Raw genomic sequence first — 25,517 nt, 5'->3', positions numbered from 1 at the left:
GAGACATCCGGATCTTTCTGATTCGGATCCCGGGGCCCGCCCAAGCCATGGCCCAGCGCACACTCACCAGTCAGGATTCATGATGATCCGCTTCAAGAAGCAAGACGACGAAAAGCCGGTTGCAGCCAAGCCGGCACCGAAGGCGGCAGCTGCCGAAACCGACAAGCCCAAGGCCAAGCCCGCTGCGGCCAAGACCGCGGCAAAGCGCGGCAAGTCCTCCGGCGACGATTCGGCGACACTGGATTTCGCGACGCCGGACGCCGACAAGGACTGATATCCGCCGGCCGGACTCCGGCGCGGCTTTCGAGCGCCATCAAACGCAAAACCCGGACCTCGCGGCCCGGGTTTTCTGCGTCTGACGCGCGGGCGGCGGAGCGCGCCTGCCCGGATGGTCGGCTCAGGCGCCCTTGGGCGGCACCGGGCGGATGGCGAGATCGCGCAGCTGCGCCGGAGAGGCTTCGCTGGGCGCGCCCATCAGCAGGTCCTGTGCCTGCTGATTCATCGGGAACAGCGCCACTTCGCGCAGGTTCTTGGCGCCGACGATCAGCATGATCACGCGGTCGACACCGGCCGCCATGCCGCCATGCGGCGGTGCGCCGTACTGGAAGGCGCGGTAGAGGCCGCCGAAGCGCTCCTCGACGTCGGCCTGGCTCAGGCCGACCTTCTCGAACGCCTTGATCATCAGCTCGGGCGACTGGTTGCGGATCGAGCCGGACGCGATCTCGAAGCCATTGCAGACGAGATCGTACTGAAAGGCCTTCAGCGTCAGCGGATCCTGGCTCTCAAGCGCTTCCATGCCGCCCTGCGGCATCGAGAACGGGTTGTGGGCGAACTCCACCTTCTTGGCGTCCTCGTCCCATTCGTAGAACGGGAAATCGACGATCCAGCACAGCTCGAACCGGTTCTGGTCGACGAGGTTGAGTTCCTCGCCGGCGCGGATGCGGGCGTCGCCCGCGAACTTGGCGAATTTCGCCGGATCGCCGGCCGCGAAGAAGCAGGCGTCGCCGTCTTCCAGACCCATCTGGATACGGATGGCCTCGGTGCGCTCGGGGCCGATGTTCTTGGCGATCGGGCCCGCGCCTTCGAGATTGTCGCCTTCCTTGCGCCAGAAGATGTAGCCCAGACCCGGCTGGCCCTGGCTCTGCGCCCAGGAATTCATCCGGTCGCAGAAGGCGCGCGAACCACCGGTCTTGGCCGGGATGGCCCAGACCTCGACCTTGGGGTTGTTGGCGATCATGCCGGCAAACACCTTGAAGCCGGAGCCGGCGAAATGATCGGTGACCGACTGCATCTCGATCGGGTTCCTCAGGTCGGGCTTGTCGGAGCCGTATTTGCGGATCGATTCGGCATGCGGAATGCGGCGGAACTCCTGCGTCACCGGCTTGCCTTCGGCGAATGCCTCGAACACGCCGCGCATCACCGGCTCCATCGTGTTCCAGACATCTTCCTGGGTGACGAAGCTCATTTCCATGTCGAGCTGGTAGAATTCGCCCGGCAGACGGTCGGCGCGCGGGTCCTCGTCGCGGAAACAGGGCGCGATCTGGAAGTAGCGGTCAAAGCCCGCCACCATCAGCAGCTGCTTGTACTGCTGCGGCGCCTGCGGCAGGGCGTAGAACTTGCCGGGGTGGATGCGCGAGGGCACGAGAAAATCGCGCGCGCCTTCCGGCGAGGACGCCGTCAGGATGGGCGTGGCGTATTCGGCAAAGCCGATTTCGGTCATGCGGCGGCGCATGTCGGCGATCACCCTGGTGCGGGTGACGATGTTCCGGTGCAGGGTCTCGCGGCGCAGATCGAGGAAGCGGTATTTGAGCCGCACATCCTCGGGGTAATCGAGCTCGCCGAACACCGGCAGCGGCAGTTCCCTGGCCTGGGAGAGAACTTCGATCTCGACGGCAAAGACCTCGATCTCGCCGGTGCCGAGATTGGCGTTGATGGTGTCGGCGGTTCGCTTCTTGACGTTGCCGTCGACGCGGATCACCCACTCGCTGCGCACCATTTCAGCGGTCTTGAAGGCGGGTGAATCGGGATCGGCCACCACCTGGGTGATGCCGTAATGGTCGCGCAGGTCGATGAACAGCAGGCCGCCATGGTCGCGCACGCGGTGCACCCATCCCGACAGGCGGACATCGGAGCCGGCATCGCTGGTGCGAAGGGCGGCGCAAGTGTGGGAACGGTAGCGGTGCATGAGATGGTCCTTGTGGGCAAAACCGGCAGCGGGGCACACAGCCGCGCCCGCTCGCCTGCCGGGTAAAATCGCGCGGAAAAGCGCATGGCGGACCGGTTTTGTCAAGGTCGAAGGCCGGTGCACGACACCGGGGATGGCGCATTTGACCGAGACGGGTCCGGCAAACCGATGTAAGGCTGGTTCACTGTTGCACAGACTCGGCATTTTATGACCTCGATCCGACCGCTCATCCCGCTTCTCGTCACCGCCGGCGTGCTGATTGCCGGCAACGGACTGCAGGGCACGCTGATCACGCTGCGCGGGTCGGAGGAAGGGTTCTCGGCCACCGTCATCGGCCTGATCGGCGCCGGCTACTATCTCGGCTTCATCGGCGGCTGCTGGGTGACGCCGAAGCTGCTGCAGCTGGCGGGCCACATCCGCGCCTTCTCGACCATGGCGGCGATCGCCGCCTGTGCCTCGCTGGCCATGGTGCTGATCGTCGATCCGACCTTCTGGTTCGTCATGCGCATCGTCACGGGCATCTGCTTCGCCTCGCTGTTTGCCAATGTTGAAAGCTGGATCAACGCCAGCGTCACCAACCACAACCGGGCGCAGACGCTGGCCATCTACCGCTTCGTCGATCTGGGCGCGGTGACCGTGTCGCAATACATGCTGCCCGTCTTCGGCATCGACGGTTTCGTCGTCTTCGCGGTGATGAGCATGCTGATGATGCTCTCGGTGGTGCCGGTGTCGCTGGCCGACCGCTCCAATCCGGCGCCCCCCGCCCCGTTCGCCTTCAGTCCGAGACGGGTCTGGCAGGTCTCGCCGCTGGCCACCGCCGGCGCCGTCACCGTCGGGCTCACCGGCGCCTCGTTCCGCTCCATCGGACCGCTCTATGCCGCCAGCCTCGGCCTCGACGTGCCGGCCATCGCCAGCTTCATGACCGCCGGCATCATCGGCGGCGTGGTGCTGCAGTACCCGCTGGGCTATCTGTCGGACCGCATCGACCGCCGCCACGTGCTGCTGTTTGCCACCGTCGGTGCTGCGCTGGCGGGCCTGTTTCTCGCAGCCGTCGCCGGCACCGATGAAATTCTCAACCTGATCGGCATCTTCCTGTTCGGCGCCTTCGCGCTGCCGCTCTATTCGCTCTCCTGCGCGCATGCCAACGACAACGCCGCGCCGGGCGAATATGTGCAGATCGCCTCCGGGCTGTTGTTCTTCTGGGCCATCGGCGCCAGCATCGGGCCGCTGTTTGCTTCGGTGCTGATCGACCACTTCGGTCCGGGCTCGTTCTTCACCTTCATCGGCTGCATGCATGGCTGCTTCGTGCTGTTCACGCTGTGGCGCATGATCCAGGGTGCGCCGGCGCGCCTGCGCAGGCCGGGCGGCTTTTCGGCTCTCTTGCGCACCTCGCCGGTGTTCGCGCGCATGGCCTCGCAGGCGCAGCAGCAACAGCATGGGGACAATTCACGGCATGGGCCGCGCACGACGGCGCAGGGTGAAGACAAAGGCGAACAAAACGGCTAATGCAAATCATGGACATCATCACGACCACCGAGGCCCTCGCGGCCGCCTGCAGCCGCCTTGCCAAATGCGACTATGTGACAATCGACACCGAATTCCTTCGCGAGACCACGTTCTGGCCCGAGCTGTGCCTGATCCAGATGGCCAGCGAAGAGGACGCGCTGATCGTCGATCCGCTGGCAAAAGACATTGATCTTGCACCATTTTTCGAACTGATGGCCGACACCTCGGTGATCAAGGTGTTCCACGCCGCGCGCCAGGACATCGAAATCGTCGTCAATCGCGGCGATCTGGTGCCGCATCCGATCTTCGACACCCAGGTCGCCGCGATGGTCTGCGGCTTCGGCGAATCGGTCTCCTACGACCAATTGGTGTCGCGCATCTCCGGCGTGCAGATCGACAAGACCTCGCGCTTCACCGACTGGAGCCGGCGGCCGCTTTCGGACAAGCAGCTCGACTATGCGCTGGCCGACGTCACCCATCTGCGCGACGTCTACAAGGAACTGAAATCGCGGCTCGAGGCCGAGGGCCGCAGCGGCTGGCTCTCCGACGAGATGGCGGTGCTCGAGGCGCGCGAAACCTACGACCTGCATCCCGACGACGCCTGGAAGCGGCTGAAGATGCGGCTCAAGAAGCCGCAGGAGCTGTGCGTGCTGCAGCATGTGGCGGCCTGGCGCGAGCGCGAGGCGCGGAGCCGCAATGTGCCGCGCGGCCGGATCCTGAAGGACGACGCGCTCTACGAGGTCGCCCAGCAGCAGCCCGTGGACGCCGAGGCCCTGTCGCGGCTGCGCACGGTGCCGCGCGGCTGGGAACGCTCCACCCAGGGCGCGGCGCTGGTCGAGGTGGTGGGCCAGGCGCTGGCCACCCCGCGCGACCAGATGCCGAAGCTGCCCCGGCAGCGGCAGACGCCAGACGGCGCCCAGGCCGCGGTCGAACTGCTGCGGGTGCTCTTGAAGCTGGTGGTGGAGAAGGAAAATGTCGCAGCCAAGGTGATCGCCTCGAGCGACGACCTCGACCGCATCGCCGCCGAGGGCGAGGACGCCGACGTGCCGGCGCTGTCGGGTTGGCGGCGCGAGCTGTTCGGCGAACAGGCGCTGAAGCTGATCAACGGCAAGCTGGCGCTGCGATTCGCCGACAAGAAGGTCGACGCGCTGGAGCTGTGAGGCGACGGGCGGCGGCCGTGGAACCCCGGCCCTCCTGAGGTGTTCGCGTAGCGAGCCTCGAAGGGCGAGGGTGAAGCCACCGGTCTTGCCGTAATCTCCGCGGCCCCGTCACCCCGGCCCCCGAGCCGGGGTCCAGCAGCGCCCCCTTCACCCTCATCCTGAGGCGGCCGCGCCAGCGGCCCTCGAAGGGCGAGGGTGAAGCCAGCGGTCTTGCCGCAGAACGGCAGGTACGGAGGTGCTGGAAAGCCCCTCCCCCTTGAGGGGAGGGGTTGGGGTGGGGGTAAGAGACCACCGGGACACTCCGCCCCGCGGTTGCATCGCGACCCCCACCCGGATCAGCTTCGCTGCGCTCGCTTCTCCGGCCTCCCCTCAAGGGGGAGGCGGCAAGCCGCGCCCTCCGCATTTCCACCTCTCCCCATGTGGGACAGGAAGCAATTTCAGCGCCTTAACGCAGTCAAGCGCTGGAAATCGCAGGCGAGCGGATCGTTCGCGCGCCTTCAGCCTTCGTACTCCGCATCTTCACCCCGCTGTCAGACTCGGATGGAGCTTGCGAGATGTGGGAATCTCGTAGAACCTGACCGGGGACCTCCGCGGCCTGAGCGGTTCGGCCGCGATTGACCGTCATCAAGTCCGCCGGAGGCTTGCCATGGATGAATTCGCCCCTACCCCCGAGCCGCCCTACTGGACGGTGATCTTCTCATCAAAAATGTCGGAGTTGACCGACGGCTACGGCGCCATGGCCGACGCCATGCACGCACTGGCGCTGGCGCAGCCCGGCTGCCTCGGCGCCGAAAGCGCGCGCGACGCGGGCGGCTTCGGCATCACCGTCTCCTACTGGCGCGACGAGGCGGCGATCCTCGCCTGGAAGGCCGAGGCCCGCCACCTGGTGGCGCAGAGCCTCGGCATCGAGCGCTGGTACAGCCACTACGAGATGCGGGTGGCGAAGGTGGAGCGGGCCTATTCGGGGCCGGAGGGGCGGCAGGTGGCCGGGCGCCGGGGCGGCAACTAGATCTCGTGCGGGTGGACTGGAGGCCATTGCTTCGAGCAAACCGGCAAAGAGTGGATCCCGGAACGGCGGGAATGGGCGGGGAGCAGCCATTCACAGCACCGGGAACGAATGACTGAAATGGGACCGTGTCACAACAGTCCGGTCCTGGAGCTCGAGGATGAAATAGCTGCCATAGAGCGTGGGCGACGTCCATGACCGCGTCCGACGCTATTTCGGCCATTGCAGCTCTTTTTGCCATTTCCTGAAGGCTGACGGTATAAGCTCCTCGCTAAACTTGCCAAGAAGGTTTCGTCATCCTCTGAGATACCGTCGCATACAGTATAGCAGTGTCGCCTTTTCCGCGTTCTCGCGAACCTGGATCACCCGTCCGAAGAAGACGCGGTGTGTCGCCTCGTCGATGACGGTGGTGAGCTCACACTCGAAACTGACCGATGCGTTTGCAAGAAGCGGCACACCTGTCAGCCCATCGCCCCATTCACCTGACTCAAATCGGTCCGCAGCTGAAGTCCTTCCCCCGAACACATTGGAGATGTCCTCTTGTTCCGGCAGCAAGGTGTTGACGCAGAAGTAGCGTGTGTTGGCAAAGGCAGGAAAACTCGAGCTGGCTCGATTGATGCAGACGAGAAGCGTGGCTGGGGTGTCGCTGACGCTGCAGACTGCCGAGGCGGTAAAGCCGAAGCGCCTGCCGCCAAAGACCGTGGTAACGACACTGACGGCTGAGCCGAGGCGCGACATTCCGTTGCGAAACGTGGTCTTGTCTACACTGTCAAATTGGTGATCCACCATGTTCATCTTAGCCTCTCAAGCGGTCTGGAATGCCGGCAACGAGGTGGTCAGTCGTCGCGCTAACTCGTCAGTTCTTTGCAGGGCAATGATCGCGCGGTCGATCTCCTGCAAACGGGCATGGGCATCGATAACCTGACCGCATAGGAGACCGAGGATCTGCTTTGCCATTGCCGGCAGGTCGGGTTCCGCTTCCTTCGCGGCGATCTGGCGGGCCAAGCCAAGCGCCCGCACCACACCTTGCGGGATGTTGATGCCAAACTCGACCATGAGGCCGCGGATCATGTTCACCAGCTGTCTACGTTGCTTAACCAGCAGATCGCGCACACTCCCGCCAGTGCTCCAGCAGGCGAATGCCAACCAGAAGGTCGAGTCACGCATTGACGCCGCCGTCGACGGCAATGATGCTGCCTGTGATGTAGCTTGCAGAGGGCGACGCGATGAATGCGACAACGCTCGCAACTTCCGTAGGCTGGGCGTAGCGACCAAGGGCGGTTCCCGCTTTTAGCCATTTTGCCGAAGGACCATTATCGGGGTTCATATCTGTTTCGACTGAGCCGAGTGCCAAGGCATTTACGGTGATGCGGCGGCCGCCGAGATCACGGGCTGCGCCTTTGACATAGGCTTCTACAGCTGCCTTGCTGGCAGCATAGTCGGCAAGCCCTGGGCTGCCTGCGCGACGCGCCATCGCTGACGACATCGCGATAATGCGACCATCGTCCTCCATGACCTGGCTTGCAGCCCGGACCAGCCAAATCACGCCGTCGATATTGACGCGGCGCATGTGGTCAAGGGCGTCGGTGTTGCCGTTCATGTCGGTCGGGCCCATGTCAGACACACCGGCATTGGCAACCACGATGTCGAGCCGGCCGAAATACGCCAATGTGGCGCCGACCATTCCCTTGACCTGATCGGCATCCGCCTGATCGGCCCTGAAAGCTTTGGCGCGGACGCCCTTGGCGATAAGCTCCGCCACTACCGCTTCAGCTTTGTCAGCCTGCGCCGTGAAGCTAATCGCGATATCGGCGCCCTGATCTGCAAGGGCGCCGGCAGTTGCCGCTCCAATGCCGCGAGAGCCGCCGGTGATCAATGCGACTTTTCCATTCAAAGGCGTGTGGTTTGTCATGGTGTCTTCCTTGTTGGTCAGCGAAACTGGGCGTGAAAAGGCGCAGCGCTTTTGTCGCGTTTATGCGTTTAAAGTAACGGGTGGGATTAGGAGGTAGCCATCGCCATCGGTGGGAACTGGGGCAAAACGTGTTGTGCCAGCTCGTTGATCACGTCTGGCACTGGACGCAGGCTGAACCGCAGATTGAAGGTGACGTGATTGACTCCCATGTCCCTCAACTGTTCGAGCAGACCGATCAGGTGATGACGACCAAGGCGATAGCCAAGATGGATGGGCTGGGGCATTGCATTCGGATCCGCCGCGAGGTCGATGTAAAGCGACTGCGTGAACGGCTTGAAAATGTCGCCACACTGATCTCGCACCGCTGCTCGGTAGGCATCGAGAACGGTTTTCTGATGTGTAGGCGGGCGCGGATAAGTAATCCATCCATGGCCATTCCTCGCGATCCAGTCGACCGACTGCCTGCTGCTGCCGGTGATGAGCAGGGGAATTTCCTCTGCCACCGGCTTGGGTATCATGTCCGCCCCGGCAAGCGATCCGCCGCTCCAGCAAACAGGTTGCAGGCTGGATTTCTGCACCTGCCGGAAAACTTCGACATATTCGCGAAACAGTGCCGCCCGCGTATCAGGGTTGACCCCAAACGCCGGAAATTCCACAGGTCTATCACCCGAAGCGACACCGAGTAGGAGGCGCCCACCGCTCAACTGATCGACACTGGTGGCAGCCTTGGCCAGATGGAGCGGGTTGCGGATCGGCACGACTATCGAGCCGGTCGCAAGGGCAATATCGGTGGTCTGACCGGCGAGATATCCGAGATAGACGAACGGGTCGTAGATCTGGCCCACGTCGCCGAATGTAGGATCGTAGAGCGGCACGTCGCGCAGCCACAGTGCAGCAAAACCCGCTGCCTCAGCCAGCTTTGCAAGCTGGACTTGCCCGCTCATGGTGGGAAACTCGCCGCTAAAAGACTCGATGGGAAAGAACAATCCCAGTGTCAGCTGGCCAGGCGCAAAGGTGCGCGAAAAACCATGCTGGGCGGCGTAAGGAGCTGATGATGGCTTGAGCATTGCGAGTGGATCAAGCATCGATATGGCTCCCCCAATGAGGGTGCGCTTTAAGGCGGGCGACCAGATCCTTGAGCATGTGCAAGGAGCGTTCCAACTTATTATAAGTGTCACCTCCTTCGTGCCAACCATTGTAGCCGAGCGCGCCCTGATAGCCGAGCCGTGTCAGCAGCGCCAAAACTGCGAAATTGTCGAGTTCGCCCATGTCGAGCGGTTCGATGGTAGCTACTTCAAAGAACCCGAGTGGACTGCGGCGGCTGCCGGAGAAATTGGCCTGCTTGATGAAAGGCATGGCGCGCCTGAGCAAAGGCGCCAGATTTCGCCCCTCTCCCATGTACCACTGTAGTGCGGAAAAGGTCAGGCCGAGGTTGGGGTGATTGATCTTCTCGCAAAGGCGCAATGCGTCGCCGTGTTTTTCGGCCCAGAACTGGATATGAGTATAGATCAGAATGCGCGATCGGCGGGCTGCGGCGACAACCAATGCTTTGTTGAGCCAAGCCATGACTGCGGCATCGCCTTTGGGGTCAGAGCGGCCAAAATTGGTCCCTGCGCTTTTGATAGCGAGATCGATGGTCGATCCCTCAGGCATGGCTTCGATAAGTTTGATGATGCCTGAATTGCGCAGATCCGCTTCACCGACTGACAGATCCAGCACAACGTAAACACCGGCGATGTCGAGGTCGAAACGCTTCTTGACCGTCGCGATTTGTTGCGCGTGTGCCGTCCAGTCACGACCGTCCCAAAGCGTGAGGTGAATGGCGTCATATCCGGTTGCTTTGGTGATTTCGCACCGGTCATCAAACGAATAGACGCCCATCGAGCTGTAGAAGGCAAAATCCATCGAGAAGTATTGCTGGGCCATTGAATTTCCTTATCCGTTGACCGGGACTATAGACCCTGCAATGATATCAAAACAAACAGACATTTTTTGTAGGAGACACAAATTTGAACGCGGCATCCCGCCTCAGCCTGAAGCAATTGCAGGTTTTCTCCGCGTTGCTCAAATCAGGTAATCTTTCTCACGTGGCTGACCAAATAGGTCTGACTCAACAAGCGGTCAGCGCGAATCTGGCCGTGTTGCGAGACATTTTTGGCGATCCGCTTTTTACCCGTACAGGGCGTGGCGTAGCGCCGACAGCTTTGGCAAAAGAGCTTGGAGTGGAGGTTAGTGCGATCCTGTTGGCGCTTGATCTGCTAGTCGCCCGCGCCCCTTTCGATCCAGCCCAGATCGAGGCGACGGTGACTATCTCGGCGGCGGACTATGCTCATGCAGTCGCCATTGCGCCCCAGCTTGGCGCTATCCGGCGGCAAGCTCCCAAACTCAAGATTATTCTCAGCGAACTTGAAGTCGATGCAGTGGTCACTAAAATGGCCAGTGGGCAAGTCGACATCGTCGTCACCATCCCCCAATTTGTGCCCGACACCGTGCCGCGGAGGACGATCCTGCGTGAGCATTATGTTTGCGTTACTGCGGCTGGTTCGCCGCTAGCCGGACAAAGGATCAGTCTCGCTACTTTGGTCGAGCAGCAGCATGTGGTGGTGTCTCCAGCCCGCGCCAACTTGATCGGTTCTGCCGATGATTGGCTCAAGCGATGCGGATTGACTCGCAATATAATCTTGTCAGTGCCTCATTTTCTGTTGCTGCCTCTGGTAGTCGAAGCAACAGGGGCGGTGGCCTTTGTGCCGTCCCGACTTCTGCCCAATCCTCATCTGGTCCGGCTAATGCTTGATGGTGACGTTACACCGCCCGGATTTGAGGTTGTCGCCGCGTGGCATCCCCGATCAGCAACCAGTCCTCTCATCGGCTGGCTGGTAAGTATGCTTGCTGGTACCGGGTTTGGAGAGCCTTGAACGCCAGTTAACAGTTGCAGGGCACGGGCTTTGGACTCAGGGAAAGTCAGGATATCGAGTTGCACGCTTTCGCATCGTCATAGGCCAAATTGTGGTGGCACGAAATCGGTTGTCACCCAAATTTGGCAACCGGTCAGTGTCTGCTTTTTGATTGACCCCTCGAAACCTGCCATTCCGCTTTCCACCCCATCACTGACATCGGATTTATGCAGGCAGACCGGCAGTTTTCCAGAATTCGGCGGGTCGGCTTGAAAGGCCGGCACGGGGGCGCAAAGCAGTCGTTCCCGGAACAAAAATCGAACGGCGGCTTCGGGCCGAAAGTGTCAATTCGAGTACCCATATCGAATCCCTCATATGCACTCGAAGCCGACCTTCATTGAAGGCAGACCGCGATCCCAAATCGGACACTCTCGCGTGGGCACGCCGATGGCCTGACCGAGGCGCATCCACGCCTGCGGGTTGGCACTGCTCTCCGCCGACCCCGGCGCGATGGCAACCGGGGGCGACAGAGCAACGCCTTGCGCCCGGGTTCCCAACGTTTCATTCCTCCGACATGGAACGGATCCGCCGGGCTGGATTTGCGGCCCCGCCCCCTGCCCTCAGAAGCGGACGGACAGGTCGAGCCTGGCCTGGTGGCTGGTCGTGCCGTCGCCGAACTGGCCGCCATAGGAGACGCCGAGCACGGTCGTTTCCGTCACATCCATGTCGAGGCCGAGGCTGAGCAGCGCCAGGTCGCGGGCGAACGGTGCGCCGCCGACGGTGAAGCCGTTGCCGCCGGCGAGCGCCATCGTCGTCAGCGGCTCCGGATCGGCGAAGGCGTGCTGCCAGGCGAGGCTCGCATGGGCGCGCGCCGCCATCGAGCCCAGCATCAAGCCGGTCGTCGCCCGCGCGCCGAGCGTCGTGAAGGTGGCGTCGTCGCTTTGCCCATCCAACGACAGCGCCGCCGCGCCGCCGGTCTCGGCAAAGCCGTCGCTGTCGAGATGGACATAGGCGAGCGCCGCGAAGGGTTCGAACACCGCCGCCTCGGTGCGGATCTTGTAGCCGACCTCGCCGAACACCTGCGTGGTGCGCGCATCGTAGTCCGCCGTCAGCGTGTCGGCGAAACCGCCGATGCCGACCAGGCGCGTCGTGTCGATCTGCTGCCAGCTATGGCTGGCGCCGCCGCTGAGCCCGATGCCGCCGAGTTCCGTGCCGCCATAGAGCCCGAGCGTGGTCCGCCTGTTTCGATTTGGTTGACCAAGGGACAGGCCCTCGCCCCGATCAATTGCTAGAACCTGACGGTCCAGCTCGAGCGCAGCCAGACATCCGGATCGCTGCCCTGGCTGGCGGCATTGAGCATCAGCGAGGCGGTGCCGCCCGCCACGTCGAACTCGGCGCCGGCGCCGCCGCGGACCGAGATCTGGTCGACATCCTGGCCGGCGAAGCTGAAGCCCGACAGGCCGAGGATCTCGCCGCTCGTGCCCGATGCCTGCTTCTCGAAGCGGTAGGAGACCTCCGCCTTGCCGAGCAGCCGGAAGCTGTCGGTGACGCCGTGGACCATGTCGACGCCGAGGCGGGCCATGGTGGAGTGGTCGGTTGCGGCATTGAAGCTTGCGGGGAAACCGCCGCCGGTCTCGGTATAGGCGTCGATTGTCGAGTGCGCGTAGCTCAGGCTCGCATAGGGCGTGAAGCCGGTGCCCTGATATTTGAAAGCGTCGAGCCAGTCGAAGCGCAGCTTGGCGGCGAAGGTCTCGGTGTCGGTCTTTCCGTTGGAATAATCCATGGCGCCGCCGTTGAGATAGCCGCGGTCGACGGTCATCCGACCGCTGGAGAAGAAGCCGCCGAGGGTGGCATGGACATTGCTCTCACCGAGCGCGATGCTGGCCTCGGGCGCCACATAGAAGCCCTTGATGTCGAAGGAGCCGCCGGTGGAAATGTCCTGGTCGGTGTAAAGGCCGCCGGCGGCGATGCGGGCGGTGATGCCGCCGTCGAAGCCGCGCGAATAGCTGACATCACCGAGCGTGAAGCCGCCGTCGGAGGCGCCGCTGTCGATATAGCCGGAATCATTGGTGACGGAGACCGACTGCTGGCCGGGGGCGAGCAGGTCGCGCATCGGATTGCCATGCGCGCCGTTGAGCACGGTGTTGGCAAAGCTGAGGCCAATCCCGGTGCCGGGCGCATTGGCGAGCGTGGCCGCATTTTCGGCGTTGTCTATGATGCCGGAGCCGGTGTCCGAAACCCGCGCGATATATGCATCCCGTTCTGGCTCTGGCCAACCACCACATCGCCGTCTGCGGAGACGCCGATAGCAGTCTTCGCAATGTCCACAGCGACGTCGACGCCATTGTTGCGCAGCCAGTCACCCACCGAGATCACGCCGTCGTCTTGCGTCCAGCGGAAACCGGACTGGGTGTCGTGGAGAAAGATCCCGTCGAAGTAAAAATTCTGACCTGTGCCGACGATGACCGAGCCGTCACCGTTAACCGCAGTGGCCCGCGCAGATGTCATCCCATCGGCAAGCGCCAGACGATGGACGTCGCGTGCGGCATCCCAGTAGACTGCATATTTGGTGCCGGCTTCGAATGCACTGCCGACGATCACCGACCCGTTGTTGCTGGCTGCAACGGCATCAGCGTTTTTTAAGCTGTCGAGATCAGCGTTGTTTCCGCTGTCGAGAAAGGCAAGGCTGTGAATGATGTCGCTGCTGTCCCAGTAGACTGCCGTTCTGTTGTAGGATTCATCGATGGCATAACCAACGATCACCGATCCGTCGGCGCTGACACCCCGGGCCATCGCTTCTGTTTCGCCGGTCAAATGGTCGAGTATGTTAATTCCCTCGGCATCCCAGCGCACAGCCACTTGGTTGCCTTCGCCAGCTGCGTATCCGACGACCGACGAGCCGTCGCCGCTGACGCCCAGGGCTTGAGACCCACCTCCAAAGTCCGGAAGAACCTCGGTTTCCCCATCGACCCATTTCAAAGCGATCGTATTTTCGGTAGAATACTGGAATGCCCCGCCGACAATAATGGTGCCATCCGCGTTCACGGCAACCGCACTCCCCAAAACCCCTGCAGACGGCAGATCGGTGCGAACGCCGGTGCTGTCCCAGTAGGCTGGCCCAACGTATGAGCCAACGACGATCCGGCCATCGGCACTTATACCCGTTGGCGTTCCGCTGAATGTGACGATTCCAGGACTGGGCTCTTCCGACGGGGTAACCTGGAACGTCGCGGCGCTGCCGGCGGCCAAGGGCAGCGATGCCAGCACAAGAGCCAGTGCCGATGTGCGCAGGAGTGCTGCGCGGGCGGTCGGGGCGGTCGCGGAGGGATGGATCGAGACGGACATAGGCAATGGTTCCTTAGCTCATGCGCCAAGAAATGGCGCAGTGTTCCATGGAACCTGCCTAGTCGCTTGCCGGGACACGGGAAACTGCGATCCGTCCGGAAGAATCGGCTTTGCGTCCACCTGTTTGGATTTGGTTAGTCATGCGGCTTCGCATCGCACCGGTGATGCATTCGGGCAACGTTCCGGTCGCCCCGGCGCGCCGGTCCCTGACGGCCCGCCTCAGCTATCGCCCAGCTTGCGGAATTCGCTCGGCGTCATGCCGAAGCGGCGCCGGAAGGCGCGGCTGAACATCGTCGCATCGGTGAGGCCGCACGCAAACATGATCTCGCCGATCGACCGTGTCCTTGCCGTCTGGATCTGCCGCCTGGTGGCATCGAGCCGCGCGTTCAGGATTGTCGCAGCCACCCCTTCGGTCTCCGCGAAAGCCTCGTAGAGCCGGGTGCGCGAAACGCCGAGCGCCTTGCCGATCTCGTTCGGATCGAGCGCCTGGTCGTGCAGGCGGCGCCGGATCATCGCTTCGGCGAGGTCGCGCACGGTGCGGGCCCGTATGTCGCCGTCGGGCCTGTGCCGGCCAAGCGCGTGCTGCAGCAGGTGCAGCACACCCTCGAAGCCGATGTTGGCTTCCACGGCACTCATCTCGGGCAGACCTGCGACATAGGCCTGCAGATGCCCGACGAACAACGCCTGCAACGGCGAGCCGGCGGCGAAGTTCCGTCCGGCCATCGAGTCCAGTTTGCCGATCTGCGCATTGAACACGTCACGCGTCAGATGGATGCGCAATTCGCGGTATTCGCCGCTGCAACTGTTGAGAAACGGCCTGCTCATGTCGACGATGCCGATGTCGCCCGGTCCGACCGCCGCACTGTCGCCACCTTGCGCGATACGGCCGTCGCGTGACAGGAACACCGAGATCGCGACATTGTCCAGGTCGTCCTGCCTGACCTGCGCCCTCGTCCGCTCTATGCAGACCGCTGAGCTCCGCGTGTCCAGCAGATCACCGAGATCGAGCGCCGTAAACTGCCGGCTGGCGGTGAACGCCGCAATGTCAGGCGTTGAGGCGTCGACCATGGGCATCGCCAGATACCGCCAGTACTCGAACGCCCGCTCCGCGTCCGTGTCTTCCGTCGTCTGTGTGATGATGTGGATGGTAGCCCCTCGCGCCGGCAACCCTATCGGACCCGCGCGCTGACGCAGCATAACGCAGTCGCGGCAAATAGTTCAAGCGGGAAGGCAGCGTCCGCAGGGACGCCCGGGACCTGTGGCTGACCAGGCAGGGCCGTGAGGGGGACTGTGAGGCGGCGAGTTGCGTCTTCGTCTGGAAATGCTCTAGCGGCGCACTCCACGATTGCCGGCTTCCCGATTTTCAGTTTTCTTTGCCTCCATCTCCTGCTCGTGGCGTATCTTTGCCGCAGCAAAATCCGCCGCCACCCCGTCCATGCGGGGGCGGCCCTTTGGTCTCCAGTCCTCAATCCCGAACAGCAAGAGATAAGCGCTGAGCAGATCGAAACTGCTGTTCCAGCCACGGCCGTGGCCATCGCGCTCCTCACGGCTGATGAATGGCGTCTGTTTGAACACCATCCGCGTGGTGCCGTCCGCCTGCTCGACAAAGTCCATGGTCACGACTGTCTCGAAGCCGTCGCGCGCGTTGGTGTAGGTGAAGCTCAGGCGGCGTGGTTCGTCGATCTCGAGGAACTCTCCAAAGATCACGTGGGCGTGCCCAGGGCCGGCGGTCATGGTCCGCCGCCACGTCCCGCCAACACGGAAATCCTGTTCGCACTGACTGAGCGCGCAGCCCTCGGGCCCATGCCAGCGCACCAGGTGGTCTGGGTCGCTCCAAAGACGCCAGACGAGGTCCCGCGGTGCGGCGAACACCCGGTCGATGTCGAGTGCGAGCGCGAATTGCTCGGCCGTCGCATTAGTGTTTGGCATCAGGATCTCCCTTCTGAAGCTCGGCCAGGTATGCCTCCATGCGATCGAATGCACCCTGCCAATGCCGGCGATACCGCTCCACCCAGTCCGAGACCTCGGCCAGCGGCGTCGCGTTGAGTTGCACCGGTCGCCATTGCGCGCTCCGGGTCCGCACGACGAGCCCCGCCTGTTCCAGCACCTTGAGATGTCGTGAGATCGCCGGCATCGAGATGGCGAAAGGCTCGGTCAGTTCGCCGACAGAGCCCTCGCCCTCCATCAGACGCTGCAGAATTGCGCGGCGGGTCGGATCGGCGAGTGCGGAAAATGTGACGGACAGGCGATCGATCATCATTTAACCCAGTGGTTATTTAACAAGCATGTTAAGTGCAGCTTTCTGGACTGTCAATATGTCGGCGATTGACCCGGCTCCCGGCCTCGGGATCAAGGCCAAGCCACCGGCGGCTTTCGGGAGTTCGGCGGGTCGACGTGATCGGAGATGGTGACGCACAGTGGACGTTGGATATGAACGACGCGAAGATCAGCTTGGGGCCGAGAACCTCAACTCGAGGTCCCATACCCAAGCCCTCAAATGCACTCCAAGCCGATCGTGGCCGAGGGCTGTGGGAATCCCAAACCGGTCTCTCCCATTCGGATCAATCCACCATGAATCGGCGGCTGTCTCGGCTCAATTCCGAGCCAGCTGCCAAACAAACCGATTCCGGATTTCCCGCCAAAGCATTGAACTCAAATCGACTCCTGGCTACGGCGGGCTCAGCTCCAGCTCTGCCAGGCCGTCCACAGCGCGGTCAGGATCAGCAGCACGCCGATGGCCTGGCCCAGGCGGATCTGCGCCTCATGGTGGCCGCGCAGCCAGAGTCTCAGGCCGGAGGCGCCGAGCGCGATGGTGCCATAGACGGCCAATTGGGTGAGCGCGATGATCAGCCCCATGGCGATGGCCTGCAGCCAGACCGAGCCGTATTCGGGGCGCAGGAACTGCGGGAAGATCGCCAGCATGAACAGATAGGCCTTCGGATTGAGCAGGCAGTTGATGGCGCCGCGGCGGAAACTGGTGGCCAGCGTCACCTCCCTACCCGCTCTCACCTCGCCGAGCGGCGCCGCGCCGCTGATCAGCTGCCAGCCGATCCAGGCGATGTAGACGGCGCCGGTGAGCAGCATGAGGTTGAAGGCGGCGGGGAACGCCTTGAACAGGATGCCGATGCCGAGCACCCCCATGACGACATGGACGACGCCGCCCGCCACCACGCCGGAGACCGCTGCCATGCCGCTGCGGCGGCCGCCGGTCAGGCTCGACGCCATCACATAGGCCATGTCCATGCCGGGCAGGATGATGATGCCGGCAACCAGCAGGAAGAACAGCCAGAGATGGCCGGTATGGGTGAGCGCGAGGTCCTGCATGGCGAGGCTCCTGTTCCGATGCGAGTGAAGTGACTTGTCAGTTGCGATCCCGCTGGCCGGGATGCATTGCCGGCCATTTGCTTGATTTTCCTGGCCACCGCAATGATACTGGCGCCCGGCAACTGACAGCATTGTGTCAGTTGCGATCACCAACCGGGGGAGCGCGGATGCGCAAGGCGTCGCGACTGTTCGAGATCATCCAGATCCTGCGGCTGGCGACAGGGCCGGTGACGGCGGCGGAGATCGGAGCGCGGCTCGGCGTCACCGCGCGCTCGATCTACCGGGACATCGTCGAGCTGCAGGCGATGGCGGTGCCGGTCGAGGGCGGGCGCGGCATCGGCTACATCCTCAGGCCCGGCTTCGAGCTGCCGCCGCTGATGTTCTCGATCGAGGAGACGGAGGCGATCGTGCTGGCGCTGGCGCTGCTCCGGCGCACCGGCGACCGCGGGCTGGATGCGGCGGCCGGGCGCATCAACCGGAAGATCGCCGCGGCGATGCCGGCGCCGCTCCGGCCGCATCTTGCCAGCACCGCGCTGCACGCCTGGGGCTCGGTGGTGGCGCCGGCCGCCGGCATCGACACCGCGCTGGTGCGACAGGCGATCCGCGACGAGCGCAAGCTGACGATCGACTATGCCGACGCCGCCGGTCTCGCCAGCCGCCGAACCATCCGGCCGGTGGCGCTGATCTACTACTCCTCCGCCCACAACATCGTCGCCTGGTGCGAGCTGAGACAGGCGATCCGCCATTTCCGCACCGACCGGGTGACGGCAAGCCGGCTCGAGGAGGCACATTTCCGCGGCGAGGGCGAATCGTTGCGGCGGATATGGATCGCCGGCTGGACGCAGGCCGATGCGGAGCCGCCTCAGGTCTGATGGCCATGGCCCGGCGAGCGGGGGAGTGTCAGGACGGAAACAGGCGCCCTGACCTGAGAACGGCCGCGCCAAGGGCTGCGGCCGCCGGCCGCCATGCCCCGTGCGGATCCCGCGCAAAACGGCCGCGCGGCGCAGAATCCCGTTGCGTTTCGTCGCTTCCGGACACAGTTTGACGCACGCCCGCGGAGCTTCGCCGATGACCTGGTCCCAGATTCTCACCTTCGTCCTTGCCACCACGCTTCTGGTGACGTCACCCGGTCCCAACGGCGTACTGATCGCCCGGACCGTGCCCACCTCCGGCCGCGCCGCCGGCTTTGCGACCATTCTCGGCTTCTTCGCCGCCTTCTACGTGCACGGCACGCTGTCGATCCTCGGCATTTCGATCATCCTGACGAAATCGGCGATCGCATTTGCGATCGTCAAATATCTCGGCGCCGCCTATCTCTGCTGGATCGGCGTCAAAGCGCTAGTGGCGGCCTGGCGGGGCGTGGCGACAGTCCCTGCCGTGACCCCGGCACGACGGCGACGGACGCTGCTCAAGGCGTTCGGCGAGGGGTTCCTGACCAACGGTCTGAACCCGAAAGTGTCGATGTTCTACCTGGCGGTGTTCCCGCAGTTCATCCCGCTCAACGCCCATCCCGTGGCATGGGCGTTCCTGCTGGTGTACCTGCACTCGATGATCAACGTGATCTGGTTCTCCAGCATCGTGTTGCTGTTTTCGAAGCTCACCCGGGTCACACGCGGCGGCCGCTTTCAGCGCTGGCTCAAGGCAGTGACCGGCGGCGTGTTCATCAGCTTCGGATTGAAACTGGCAACGCTGCGGCCCAGTGTGTAAACCATGCCGTAACTCCGAGCGGCGCCGGGACGGCGGATCGTTCCGCCCCCCTCGCGCTGACGGGGCCGCCGCTCACCCCATCAGCGCGTCCTGCAGCCGCTTGACGGCATAGCCCGCCTGCACCGGCCAGTGGGTCCAGGCCTCCCCGTCGCCCAGCGCCGCGCGGGCATGATGCGGGAAGTTGGGATCGTTGAGCGCCTGGCGGGCCATGGCGACGAGATCGGCCCGGCCGCTGTCGACCGCGTCGGCGGCCGCTTCCGGCGTGGTGATCAGGCCGACCGCCATGGTGGCGATGCCGGCTTCCTGCCGGATGCGGCCCGCCAGCGGCACAAGATAGGACGGGGCGGGCTTGAGCGGCGAACCGGCAAAGCCGCTGGCCGAGCAGTCGATCAGGTCGACGCCGCGGGCCTTGAGTTCGCAGGCGAGCACGACGCTGTCCTCGATCTTCCAGCCGTGCTCATGGCCATCGACGGAGGAGATCCGCACCGAGATCGGCTTCTCTGCCGGCCAGACCTCGCGCACCCGCTCGACCACCGCGAGCGCTAGGCGCATGCGGTTCTCGCGGCCGCCGCCATAGGCGTCGCCGCGCCTGTTGGCGATCGGGCTCAGGAACTCGTTGATGAGGTAGCCGTGGGCCGCATGGATCTCGATGATGTCGAATCCGGCGGCAAGCGCGCGGCGCGCTGCGGCGACGAAGGCGGCGGGCAGCGCCTCGATCTCGGCCACTGTCATTTCGGCAGGCTCGGCATAGGCATCGGATTCGGCGATCGCCGAGGGCGCCCGGGTGGTCCAGGGGGTGACGCCGAGCTCGGCCATGTCCTGCGGCGTGACGGTGCCGACCCCACGCCAGGGCAGCCGCGACGAGCCCTTGCGGCCTGCATGGCCGATCTGGATGCCGGCTTTGGCGCCGTTGGCATGGAGATAATCGACGATGCGGGCGAGCGGGGCGACCTGGGCATCGGTCCAGAGGCCGAGGCAGCCATGGGTGATGCGGCCTTCCGGCACCACCGCGGTGGCCTCGACCATGACCAGGCCGTAACCGCCGAGCGCGAAGCGGCCGAGATGGACGTAGTGGTGCTCGTTGGCGAGCCCGTCGGTGGCGGAATACTGGCACATCGGCGAGACCACGAGCCGGTTCTGCACGGTGAGGTCGCGAAGCCGGAACGGGGTAAAGAGCTGGGTCATGCAAGGTCTTTCGGTAAGCGGCGGGCGGGATGGTTCCTGGAAAGGGGTGGCGAATGCCGGTCGCATATGGGGTCTTAGGGCGACAGCTGCCACCCGAACCGGCAAGAGCTCAATCGAATTTTTCTGATGCTCCGGACCATGCGGGTTGCCGGCCGGCGACCGCCCTCCCCAGGCCCTGCAGCATTCCAGCGCTCAACCGCGTCAATCCGCCTCAATGTCGAGCCGACAGGTCATTTCCAAACAGACCGGATCGGTGGTGTGCGGTTCCGGCCGGAATGCCCTTTCTTGAGCGAGGCCGCCGTGGGGGCGGCAAAGAACAAAGGCCGAAAAGCAGGATTGCAATCGTACCGACCAGTTGGTATGGATATCTGACTGGAGACATGCATGACCGACACAGACATCATTCCGACACAGATGAGCGCCCGCGACAAGTTGCTCGCCGCGGGCTTCCAGCTGATCCGCTCGAAGGGCTATTCCGGAACCACCGTGGATGACCTCTGCGCCGCCGCCGGGGTGACCAAGGGCGCCTTCTTCCATCACTTCAGGAGCAAGGAGGCGCTCGGTGTTGCCGCCGCCGATTTCTGGGCGGAGTTCACCGGCCGGCTGTTCGCCGAGGCGCCCTACCACGCTCATGCCGACCCGCTCGACCGGTTCACGGGCTATCTGGATTTCCGCCGCCAGCTGCTGGCCGGCGAGCTGCCGGATTACACCTGCCTGGTGGGTACCATGGTGCAGGAAACCTATCTGACGGCGCCGGCGATCCGGGACGCCTGCGAGGCGTCGATCTCGGGTCATGCCCGCACGCTGGAGCCCGACATCCAGGCCGCCATGGACGCGCGCGGCATGGGCGACCGCGGCTGGACAGCGGGCAGCCTGGCGCTGCACACCCAAGCGGTTCTGCAGGGCGCCTTCATCCTGGCCAAGGCGCAGGATTCGGTGACGGTCGCCGTCGAATCCGTCGACCATCTCAAGCGCTATGTTGCGCTGCTGTTCTCGCCGCCGGGGGGCGCAACCGCCGGCAACGGCTGACCCTGAGCCACCGGCGGCAGGGCGCCGGGATCGGACTTACTTCATGCACCATGAGGAGATGACCATGACCACATCCGACTTCCCCGCCGAGCGCGAACTCGTCATCGACCGCTATGTCGATGCGCCGCGCGATCTCGTCTGGCGCTGCTGGACCGACCCCGAGCTTCTGGTCAAGTGGTTCACGCCCGCTCCCTGGAAGACCAGGAGCGCCAGCATGGACGTGCGCGCCGGAGGCTCGTCGATGGTGGTGATGGAAAGCCCGGAGGGCGAGCTGTTTCCCAATCCCGGCATCTATCTCGAGGTGGTGGAGGGCGAGAAACTGGTCTTCACCGACGCCTACACCGAGGCCTGGGCGCCGAGCGAGAAACCGTTCATGACCGGCATCCTCACTTTCGCCGACGAGGGCAAGGGCACGCGCTACCGCGCCGTCGTCCGCCACTGGAGCGTCGAGGACAGCAAGCGCCACGAGGAGATGGGCTTCCATGACGGCTGGGGCAAGGCCACCGACCAGCTTGAGGAAACCGCGAAATCGCTGGCAGCCGACGCCTGATCCGAGGACTACCTGCTGCCTGCCAGATCATCGAAACCAGTATTCGGGAGAAAGAGGATGAACGCGATCGTCGATGAAGCCGGCTGGCGCTCCGCCCATGCGGAGCTGCTGGCCCGGGAAAAGGCCATGACCCACGAACTGGACCGCCTGGCGGCGCAGCGCCGCCGCATGCCCTGGATGAAGATCGAAAAGCCCTACCGCTTCACAGGTCCCGCCGGCGAGACCGATCTTCACGGCCTGTTCGAGGGTCGCAGCCAGCTCATCGTCTACCATCACATGCTCAAGCCCAACGATCCCGCCCCCTGCTCCGGCTGCAGCATGGTCGGCGATCACATGCCGCATCTGGCCCATCTCAATGCTCGCGACGTGACGCTCGCCTTCATCGCCCGCGCCCCCTCCCCGCAGATCGAGGCCTACAAGCGCCGCATGGGCTGGACCATGCCGTTCTATGAAAGCACCGACAGCTTCGGCACCGACCTCGGCATCGACGGCGGCTTCGGCCTCAATGTCTTCCTCGACACCGACGCCGGCATCATGCGCACCTACTACACCAGCGGGCGCGGGGTTGAGAGCCTGGGCACGCCAATGACGCTGCTCGACATCACGCCCTACGGCCGCCAGGAAAACTGGGAGGACGCGCCGGAAGGCACTCCCCAGGGCGATCCCTACGCCTGGTGGCGCCGCCACGACGAGTATGACGAGCACCCGTCCGCGCCCAGCGCCGCCCGCCGGCACGCCGCCGCCCGCGATTGACCTGCAAGGCTCCGGAGGAGGATCCGCCATGCCCACAGCAGCCAAGAGCTTCAAGCCCGAGGGAATGAACCCGGTCACGCCGCATCTGATCTGCCGCGGAGCGGCCGAGGCCATCGACTTCTATGTCCGCGCCTTCGGGGCGGTGGAGAACGGCCGCATGCCCGGCCCCGACGGCAAGCTGATGAACGCCATGATCACGCTGCAGGGCGGCACCATCATGCTGGTCGACGAAAATTTTCTCCACGGCATGAAGAGCCCGCAGAGCTATGGCGGCAGCGCGGTGTCGGTGCATGTCTTCGTTCCCGACATCGACGCCTTCGCGGCGCGCGCCGAGGCCGAGGGTGCCGAGATCATGATGAAGCCCGAGGACCAGTTCTGGGGCGACCGCTTCTGCATGATGCGCGATCCCTTCGGTCACGTCTGGAGCTTCGCCACCCACCAATACGATCTCACGCCCGAGGAGATGGCGGCAGGCGCCGAGCAGCATCGGGCCGAGATCCGCAAATAGGAGAATCCGCCCATGAGCTTCCAGGCCTATCTCGACACCATCAAGGCGAAGACCGGCAAGACGCCCGAGGATTTTCGCGCGCTTGCCGAAGCAAGGGGCCTGCTCGCGGATGGCATGGTGGCCAAAGGGGTCAAGGCCGGCGATGTCGTCGGCTGGCTCAAGGACGACTTTGACCTCGGCCGCGGCCACGCCATGGCGATCTGGGCGCTGTTTTCCAACATCAAACCAATGCCGGGCGCGTAACCGGCAAGGCAGGAGCAGAGCATGTCCGAATCCGAGGACCAATCCCGCCGGAAGATCGTGCCGTTCATCTGGTACGACAGCGAGGCCGAAGGCGCCGCCCGGCTCTACACATCGCTGTTTCCCGGCGGCCGCATCACCCAGGTCAGCCATTACCGCGGCGAGGGCGAGCACATCCACGGCCAGCCGGCGGGCAAGGTGATGACGGTCGGCTTCGAGCTCGACGGCCAGGCCTTCTGCGGCATCAATGGAGGGCCGGTGTTCAGGCCGAACCCGTCGATCTCGTTCTTCGTCCACCTCGACAGCCACGACAAGGTCGATGCGCTGTGGGCGGGCCTTGTCGATGGCGGCCAGGTGCTGATGGCGCTCGACGCCTATCCCTGGAGCACGCGCTACGGCTGGCTCAGCGACCGCTACGGCGTCTCCTGGCAGATTGCCGCCTGGGACAGGGCGGCTGAACGGCAGAGCATCATCCCGTCGCTGATGTTCACCGGCGACCGCGACGGCCGGGCCGCGGAGGCGATCGATCTCTACACCTCCGTCTTCCCCAACTCCGCCAGGGGAGCCGTCCGCTATCGGCAGACGGGCGACGGACAGCCGCGGGACTCGGTGCTTCACGGCCGGTTCACGCTGTTTGGCCAGAGTTTTTCCATCATGGACGGCGACGGCCCGCACGATTTCACCTTCAACGAAGGCGTGTCGCTGATGGTCTCTTGCGAGGACCAGGCCGAGCTCGACGGCTACTGGGCGGCGCTGACAGCCGATGGCGGCTCGGACATGCGGTGCGGTTGGGTCAGGGACAGATTCGGGGTATTCTGGCAGCTCGTGCCCACGGCGCTGCCTCGGCTGATGACCTCGCCGGATCGCGCGCTCGCGAGCCGCGTGACGCAGGCGATGCTGACGATGAACAGGATCGACATCGCAACCCTCGAGGCGGCAGCCCGGGGCGAGTAGGAGCAAGGGAGAAAGAGATGGCCTATGTGAACGGATTTCTGGTCGCAGTGCCGACCGCGAAAAAGCAGGACTATCTGGAGATGGCAACCTTGGCATCCCAGGTCTTCAAGGACCACGGCGCCATTCAGGTGGTCGAGAGCTGGGGCGACGAGGTGCCGGACGGCAAGCTCACCTCGATGCCGATGGCGGTGAAGGCCGAGGACGGCGAAGTGGTGGTCTTCTCGTGGGTCATGTGGCCGGACAAGCAAACGCAGGCCAGCGGCATGCAGAAGTCGATGGAGGATCCGCGCATGAAGTTCGATCCGGCGGCCTCTCCGTTCGACATGAAACGCATGATCTACGGCGGTTTCGAGGTCATTCTCGACGTGTGAGAGCAGATCCGGCAGCGGCGGGCCAGGCCGGTTCCGCATGCAGACGCGGCCCTGGCCGCGCCCTTTGTGAACCCAGGAAGGAAACGAAAAATGGCATATGTCAGCGGATTCATGGCGCCGGTGCCGTCGGACCGGAAGCAGGACTATCTCGACATCGCGACGAGGTCGGTCGCGGTGTTCAAGGATCATGGCGCCTTGCGGGTGGTGGAAACCTGGGGCGACGAGGTGCCGGAAGGCAAGCTCACTTCGATGCCGATGGCGGTCCAGGCCGGGGAGAGCGAAACCGTGGTCTTCTCCTGGGTGTGGTGGCCGGACAAGGCGACCTATGTCGCCGGCATGGAAAAGGTGATGGCGGACGAGCGCATGGATTTCGATCTCGGCTCGCTGCCTTTCGACATGCAGCGGATGATCTTTGGCGGGTTCGAGGTCATCCTCGACGCCTGACAGCGGACCCGGAGGGAGGATCCCCGCCCTGCCCCGGGAAAATGCGCGAGGAGAACGGAAATGGCCTATGTCAGTGCATTCATCGCCCCGGTGGCGACCGACAGGAAGCAGGCCTATCTGGAGCTGGCCACGATGATGGCCGGAGTGTTCAAGGAGTACGGCGCCAGCCGCATCGTCGAATCCTGGGGCGACAAGGTGCCGGAAGGCAGACTGACGTCGCTGCCGATGGCGGTGCTGGCCCGGCCGGATGAGACCGTGGTCTTCTCCTGGGTCTGGTGGCCGGACAAGGAAACCCAGAAGACCGGCTTCGACAACGCGCTCCGCGACCCGCGCATGCAGCTTGACCCGGCGGCAATGCCCTTCGACATGAAGCGGATGATCTTCGGCGGCTTCGACGTCATTGTTGACGAATGACACGGCGGGGCGAATTGAACCAGCCATCGT

Annotated in this window: 30 protein-coding genes; 16 read left to right on the top strand and 14 right to left on the bottom strand. The window is 64.0% G+C overall.

Features of this window, described 5'->3' with window-relative positions; translation table 11 throughout:
- Positions 1-82: 82 nt before the first annotated feature.
- Positions 83-274: a hypothetical protein gene (locus DFR52_RS24660; protein WP_210205740.1), complete on the top strand. Its 192-nt coding sequence runs from the start codon at positions 83-85 to the stop codon at positions 272-274.
- 123 nt (positions 275-397) lie between these two features.
- Here the strand turns inward: DFR52_RS24660 and aspS are convergent, their stop codons facing one another.
- Positions 398-2,185, bottom strand: a complete 1,788-nt coding sequence (gene aspS / locus DFR52_RS00330; protein ID WP_110029958.1) for an aspartate--tRNA ligase — start codon at positions 2,183-2,185, stop codon at positions 398-400.
- A gap of 207 nt (positions 2,186-2,392) precedes the next feature.
- Here aspS and DFR52_RS00325 point away from each other — a divergent pair, with 207 nt between their 5' ends.
- The 3 genes from DFR52_RS00325 to DFR52_RS00315 all read left to right on the top strand — a co-directional run bounded on the left by DFR52_RS00325 (position 2,393) and on the right by DFR52_RS00315 (position 5,860).
- Positions 2,393-3,691 carry an MFS transporter gene (locus DFR52_RS00325; RefSeq protein WP_110029957.1) on the top strand — a complete coding sequence of 433 codons (1,299 nt, stop codon included), beginning with the start codon at positions 2,393-2,395 and terminating at the stop codon, positions 3,689-3,691.
- Between the two features lie 14 nt (positions 3,692-3,705).
- Entirely contained in the window at positions 3,706-4,851 is a 1,146-nt protein-coding gene (rnd, locus tag DFR52_RS00320; RefSeq protein ID WP_110031038.1) for a ribonuclease D, read from the top strand.
- Positions 4,852-5,497: 646 nt separating this feature from the next.
- The gene (locus tag DFR52_RS00315; protein ID WP_110029956.1) at positions 5,498-5,860 is read left to right on the top strand and encodes an antibiotic biosynthesis monooxygenase family protein; all 363 of its coding nucleotides are present in this window, start codon (positions 5,498-5,500) and stop codon (positions 5,858-5,860) included.
- Between the two features lie 291 nt (positions 5,861-6,151).
- On the opposite strand, the gene DFR52_RS00310 is transcribed toward DFR52_RS00315, so the two are convergent.
- The 5 genes from DFR52_RS00310 to DFR52_RS00290 form a co-directional block, all read right to left on the bottom strand.
- Complete coding sequence (locus tag DFR52_RS00310; protein WP_110029955.1) at positions 6,152-6,652, bottom strand: flavin reductase; 501 nt, start codon at positions 6,650-6,652, stop codon at positions 6,152-6,154.
- Between the two features lie 9 nt (positions 6,653-6,661).
- Complete coding sequence (locus DFR52_RS00305; RefSeq protein WP_110029954.1) at positions 6,662-7,024, bottom strand: hypothetical protein; 363 nt, start codon at positions 7,022-7,024, stop codon at positions 6,662-6,664.
- Positions 7,017-7,769 carry an SDR family NAD(P)-dependent oxidoreductase gene (locus DFR52_RS00300; RefSeq protein ID WP_110029953.1) on the bottom strand — a complete coding sequence of 251 codons (753 nt, stop codon included), beginning with the start codon at positions 7,767-7,769 and terminating at the stop codon, positions 7,017-7,019. The genes DFR52_RS00305 and DFR52_RS00300 overlap by 8 nt, the downstream gene beginning before the upstream one ends.
- 86 nt (positions 7,770-7,855) lie before the next feature.
- Entirely contained in the window at positions 7,856-8,854 is a 999-nt protein-coding gene (locus DFR52_RS00295) for an LLM class oxidoreductase (protein WP_210205739.1), read from the bottom strand.
- The gene (locus DFR52_RS00290; protein WP_110029952.1) at positions 8,847-9,695 is read right to left on the bottom strand and encodes a sugar phosphate isomerase/epimerase family protein; all 849 of its coding nucleotides are present in this window, start codon (positions 9,693-9,695) and stop codon (positions 8,847-8,849) included. The genes DFR52_RS00295 and DFR52_RS00290 overlap by 8 nt, the downstream gene beginning before the upstream one ends.
- Before the next feature lie 83 nt (positions 9,696-9,778).
- On the opposite strand from DFR52_RS00290, the gene DFR52_RS00285 reads away from it, so the two are divergent.
- Entirely contained in the window at positions 9,779-10,684 is a 906-nt protein-coding gene (locus tag DFR52_RS00285) for a LysR family transcriptional regulator (RefSeq protein WP_110029951.1), read from the top strand.
- Between the two features lie 599 nt (positions 10,685-11,283).
- On the opposite strand, the gene DFR52_RS00280 is transcribed toward DFR52_RS00285, so the two are convergent.
- The 7 genes from DFR52_RS00280 to DFR52_RS00250 all read right to left on the bottom strand — a co-directional run bounded on the left by DFR52_RS00280 (position 11,284) and on the right by DFR52_RS00250 (position 17,332).
- Positions 11,284-11,931 (bottom strand): autotransporter outer membrane beta-barrel domain-containing protein, encoded by a 648-nt coding sequence (locus DFR52_RS00280; RefSeq protein WP_280954179.1) that lies wholly within the window; start codon positions 11,929-11,931, stop codon positions 11,284-11,286.
- A 20-nt stretch (positions 11,932-11,951) separates the two neighbouring features.
- Positions 11,952-12,776, bottom strand: a complete 825-nt coding sequence (locus tag DFR52_RS00275; RefSeq protein WP_146215511.1) for an autotransporter outer membrane beta-barrel domain-containing protein — start codon at positions 12,774-12,776, stop codon at positions 11,952-11,954.
- 98 nt (positions 12,777-12,874) lie between these two features.
- Positions 12,875-14,008: a hypothetical protein gene (locus tag DFR52_RS00270; RefSeq protein WP_110029948.1), complete on the bottom strand. Its 1,134-nt coding sequence runs from the start codon at positions 14,006-14,008 to the stop codon at positions 12,875-12,877.
- A gap of 219 nt (positions 14,009-14,227) precedes the next feature.
- A complete protein-coding gene (locus DFR52_RS00265; protein WP_158284815.1) occupies positions 14,228-15,076 on the bottom strand; it encodes a helix-turn-helix domain-containing protein in 849 nt (282 codons plus the stop codon).
- 258 nt (positions 15,077-15,334) lie between these two features.
- The gene (locus DFR52_RS00260; RefSeq protein ID WP_110029946.1) at positions 15,335-15,937 is read right to left on the bottom strand and encodes an SRPBCC family protein; all 603 of its coding nucleotides are present in this window, start codon (positions 15,935-15,937) and stop codon (positions 15,335-15,337) included.
- A complete protein-coding gene (locus tag DFR52_RS00255; protein WP_110029945.1) occupies positions 15,924-16,268 on the bottom strand; it encodes an ArsR/SmtB family transcription factor in 345 nt (114 codons plus the stop codon). Before DFR52_RS00255 ends, DFR52_RS00260 begins: the two co-directional genes overlap by 14 nt.
- A gap of 419 nt (positions 16,269-16,687) precedes the next feature.
- Positions 16,688-17,332, bottom strand: coding sequence for a LysE family translocator (locus DFR52_RS00250; protein ID WP_110029944.1), 645 nt, complete (start codon positions 17,330-17,332; stop codon positions 16,688-16,690).
- A gap of 167 nt (positions 17,333-17,499) precedes the next feature.
- Between DFR52_RS00250 and DFR52_RS00245 the strand changes: the two genes are divergently transcribed.
- Complete coding sequence (locus tag DFR52_RS00245) at positions 17,500-18,204, top strand: helix-turn-helix transcriptional regulator (protein ID WP_110029943.1); 705 nt, start codon at positions 17,500-17,502, stop codon at positions 18,202-18,204.
- Positions 18,205-18,400: 196 nt separating this feature from the next.
- On the top strand, positions 18,401-19,039 hold the full coding sequence (locus DFR52_RS00240; protein ID WP_110029942.1) for a LysE family translocator: 639 nt from the start codon (positions 18,401-18,403) through the stop codon (positions 19,037-19,039).
- A gap of 72 nt (positions 19,040-19,111) precedes the next feature.
- Here DFR52_RS00240 and DFR52_RS00235 read toward each other — a convergent pair whose 3' ends face one another.
- The gene (locus tag DFR52_RS00235) at positions 19,112-20,224 is read right to left on the bottom strand and encodes an NADH:flavin oxidoreductase/NADH oxidase (RefSeq protein WP_110029941.1); all 1,113 of its coding nucleotides are present in this window, start codon (positions 20,222-20,224) and stop codon (positions 19,112-19,114) included.
- A 384-nt stretch (positions 20,225-20,608) separates the two neighbouring features.
- Here DFR52_RS00235 and DFR52_RS00230 point away from each other — a divergent pair, with 384 nt between their 5' ends.
- The 9 genes from DFR52_RS00230 to DFR52_RS00190 all read left to right on the top strand — a co-directional run bounded on the left by DFR52_RS00230 (position 20,609) and on the right by DFR52_RS00190 (position 25,487).
- Positions 20,609-21,253 (top strand): TetR/AcrR family transcriptional regulator, encoded by a 645-nt coding sequence (locus DFR52_RS00230; RefSeq protein ID WP_110029940.1) that lies wholly within the window; start codon positions 20,609-20,611, stop codon positions 21,251-21,253.
- Between the two features lie 58 nt (positions 21,254-21,311).
- A complete protein-coding gene (locus DFR52_RS00225; protein ID WP_110031036.1) occupies positions 21,312-21,803 on the top strand; it encodes an SRPBCC family protein in 492 nt (163 codons plus the stop codon).
- A 57-nt stretch (positions 21,804-21,860) separates the two neighbouring features.
- Positions 21,861-22,556 (top strand): DUF899 domain-containing protein, encoded by a 696-nt coding sequence (locus tag DFR52_RS00220; RefSeq protein ID WP_110029939.1) that lies wholly within the window; start codon positions 21,861-21,863, stop codon positions 22,554-22,556.
- Between the two features lie 28 nt (positions 22,557-22,584).
- Positions 22,585-23,064 (top strand): VOC family protein, encoded by a 480-nt coding sequence (locus tag DFR52_RS00215; protein ID WP_110029938.1) that lies wholly within the window; start codon positions 22,585-22,587, stop codon positions 23,062-23,064.
- A 12-nt stretch (positions 23,065-23,076) separates the two neighbouring features.
- On the top strand, positions 23,077-23,307 hold the full coding sequence (locus DFR52_RS00210; RefSeq protein WP_110029937.1) for a DUF4287 domain-containing protein: 231 nt from the start codon (positions 23,077-23,079) through the stop codon (positions 23,305-23,307).
- Positions 23,308-23,328: 21 nt separating this feature from the next.
- The gene (locus tag DFR52_RS24755) at positions 23,329-24,258 is read left to right on the top strand and encodes a VOC family protein (protein ID WP_110029936.1); all 930 of its coding nucleotides are present in this window, start codon (positions 23,329-23,331) and stop codon (positions 24,256-24,258) included.
- A gap of 17 nt (positions 24,259-24,275) precedes the next feature.
- Entirely contained in the window at positions 24,276-24,629 is a 354-nt protein-coding gene (locus DFR52_RS00200) for a DUF1428 domain-containing protein (protein ID WP_110029935.1), read from the top strand.
- A gap of 90 nt (positions 24,630-24,719) precedes the next feature.
- The gene (locus tag DFR52_RS00195; protein WP_110029934.1) at positions 24,720-25,073 is read left to right on the top strand and encodes a DUF1428 domain-containing protein; all 354 of its coding nucleotides are present in this window, start codon (positions 24,720-24,722) and stop codon (positions 25,071-25,073) included.
- 60 nt (positions 25,074-25,133) lie between these two features.
- Positions 25,134-25,487 carry a DUF1428 domain-containing protein gene (locus DFR52_RS00190; RefSeq protein WP_110029933.1) on the top strand — a complete coding sequence of 118 codons (354 nt, stop codon included), beginning with the start codon at positions 25,134-25,136 and terminating at the stop codon, positions 25,485-25,487.
- Positions 25,488-25,517: the final 30 nt, after the last annotated feature.

Origin of the sequence: Hoeflea marina (assembly GCF_003182275.1) — a bacterium.
Lineage (GTDB): Bacteria > Pseudomonadota > Alphaproteobacteria > Rhizobiales > Rhizobiaceae > Hoeflea > Hoeflea marina.
The sequence above is the reverse complement of the archived record's forward strand: the minus strand, read 5'-3'. Positions and strand labels throughout refer to the sequence as shown.

Coding starts and splice junctions, on each gene's coding strand:
- DFR52_RS00290 (WP_110029952.1), bottom strand. CDS start 9,695: ATGGCCCAGCAATACTTCTCGATGGATTTTGCCTTCTACAGCTCGATG.
- DFR52_RS00250 (WP_110029944.1), bottom strand. CDS start 17,332: ATGCAGGACCTCGCGCTCACCCATACCGGCCATCTCTGGCTGTTCTTC.
- DFR52_RS00300 (WP_110029953.1), bottom strand. CDS start 7,769: ATGACAAACCACACGCCTTTGAATGGAAAAGTCGCATTGATCACCGGC.
- DFR52_RS00270 (WP_110029948.1), bottom strand. CDS start 14,008: ATGTCCGTCTCGATCCATCCCTCCGCGACCGCCCCGACCGCCCGCGCA.
- DFR52_RS00315 (WP_110029956.1), top strand. CDS start 5,498: ATGGATGAATTCGCCCCTACCCCCGAGCCGCCCTACTGGACGGTGATC.
- DFR52_RS00240 (WP_110029942.1), top strand. CDS start 18,401: ATGACCTGGTCCCAGATTCTCACCTTCGTCCTTGCCACCACGCTTCTG.
- DFR52_RS00245 (WP_110029943.1), top strand. CDS start 17,500: ATGCGCAAGGCGTCGCGACTGTTCGAGATCATCCAGATCCTGCGGCTG.
- DFR52_RS00220 (WP_110029939.1), top strand. CDS start 21,861: ATGAACGCGATCGTCGATGAAGCCGGCTGGCGCTCCGCCCATGCGGAG.
- DFR52_RS00225 (WP_110031036.1), top strand. CDS start 21,312: ATGACCATGACCACATCCGACTTCCCCGCCGAGCGCGAACTCGTCATC.
- aspS (WP_110029958.1), bottom strand. CDS start 2,185: ATGCACCGCTACCGTTCCCACACTTGCGCCGCCCTTCGCACCAGCGAT.
- DFR52_RS00210 (WP_110029937.1), top strand. CDS start 23,077: ATGAGCTTCCAGGCCTATCTCGACACCATCAAGGCGAAGACCGGCAAG.
- DFR52_RS00255 (WP_110029945.1), bottom strand. CDS start 16,268: ATGATGATCGATCGCCTGTCCGTCACATTTTCCGCACTCGCCGATCCG.
- DFR52_RS00215 (WP_110029938.1), top strand. CDS start 22,585: ATGCCCACAGCAGCCAAGAGCTTCAAGCCCGAGGGAATGAACCCGGTC.
- DFR52_RS00295 (WP_210205739.1), bottom strand. CDS start 8,854: ATGCTTGATCCACTCGCAATGCTCAAGCCATCATCAGCTCCTTACGCC.
- DFR52_RS00230 (WP_110029940.1), top strand. CDS start 20,609: ATGACCGACACAGACATCATTCCGACACAGATGAGCGCCCGCGACAAG.
- DFR52_RS00305 (WP_110029954.1), bottom strand. CDS start 7,024: ATGCGTGACTCGACCTTCTGGTTGGCATTCGCCTGCTGGAGCACTGGC.
- DFR52_RS00265 (WP_158284815.1), bottom strand. CDS start 15,076: ATGGTCGACGCCTCAACGCCTGACATTGCGGCGTTCACCGCCAGCCGG.
- DFR52_RS00200 (WP_110029935.1), top strand. CDS start 24,276: ATGGCCTATGTGAACGGATTTCTGGTCGCAGTGCCGACCGCGAAAAAG.
- DFR52_RS24755 (WP_110029936.1), top strand. CDS start 23,329: ATGTCCGAATCCGAGGACCAATCCCGCCGGAAGATCGTGCCGTTCATC.
- DFR52_RS24660 (WP_210205740.1), top strand. CDS start 83: ATGATCCGCTTCAAGAAGCAAGACGACGAAAAGCCGGTTGCAGCCAAG.
- DFR52_RS00190 (WP_110029933.1), top strand. CDS start 25,134: ATGGCCTATGTCAGTGCATTCATCGCCCCGGTGGCGACCGACAGGAAG.
- DFR52_RS00195 (WP_110029934.1), top strand. CDS start 24,720: ATGGCATATGTCAGCGGATTCATGGCGCCGGTGCCGTCGGACCGGAAG.
- DFR52_RS00260 (WP_110029946.1), bottom strand. CDS start 15,937: ATGCCAAACACTAATGCGACGGCCGAGCAATTCGCGCTCGCACTCGAC.
- DFR52_RS00235 (WP_110029941.1), bottom strand. CDS start 20,224: ATGACCCAGCTCTTTACCCCGTTCCGGCTTCGCGACCTCACCGTGCAG.
- DFR52_RS00310 (WP_110029955.1), bottom strand. CDS start 6,652: ATGAACATGGTGGATCACCAATTTGACAGTGTAGACAAGACCACGTTT.
- DFR52_RS00275 (WP_146215511.1), bottom strand. CDS start 12,776: ATGCGCGACCTGCTCGCCCCCGGCCAGCAGTCGGTCTCCGTCACCAAT.
- DFR52_RS00325 (WP_110029957.1), top strand. CDS start 2,393: ATGACCTCGATCCGACCGCTCATCCCGCTTCTCGTCACCGCCGGCGTG.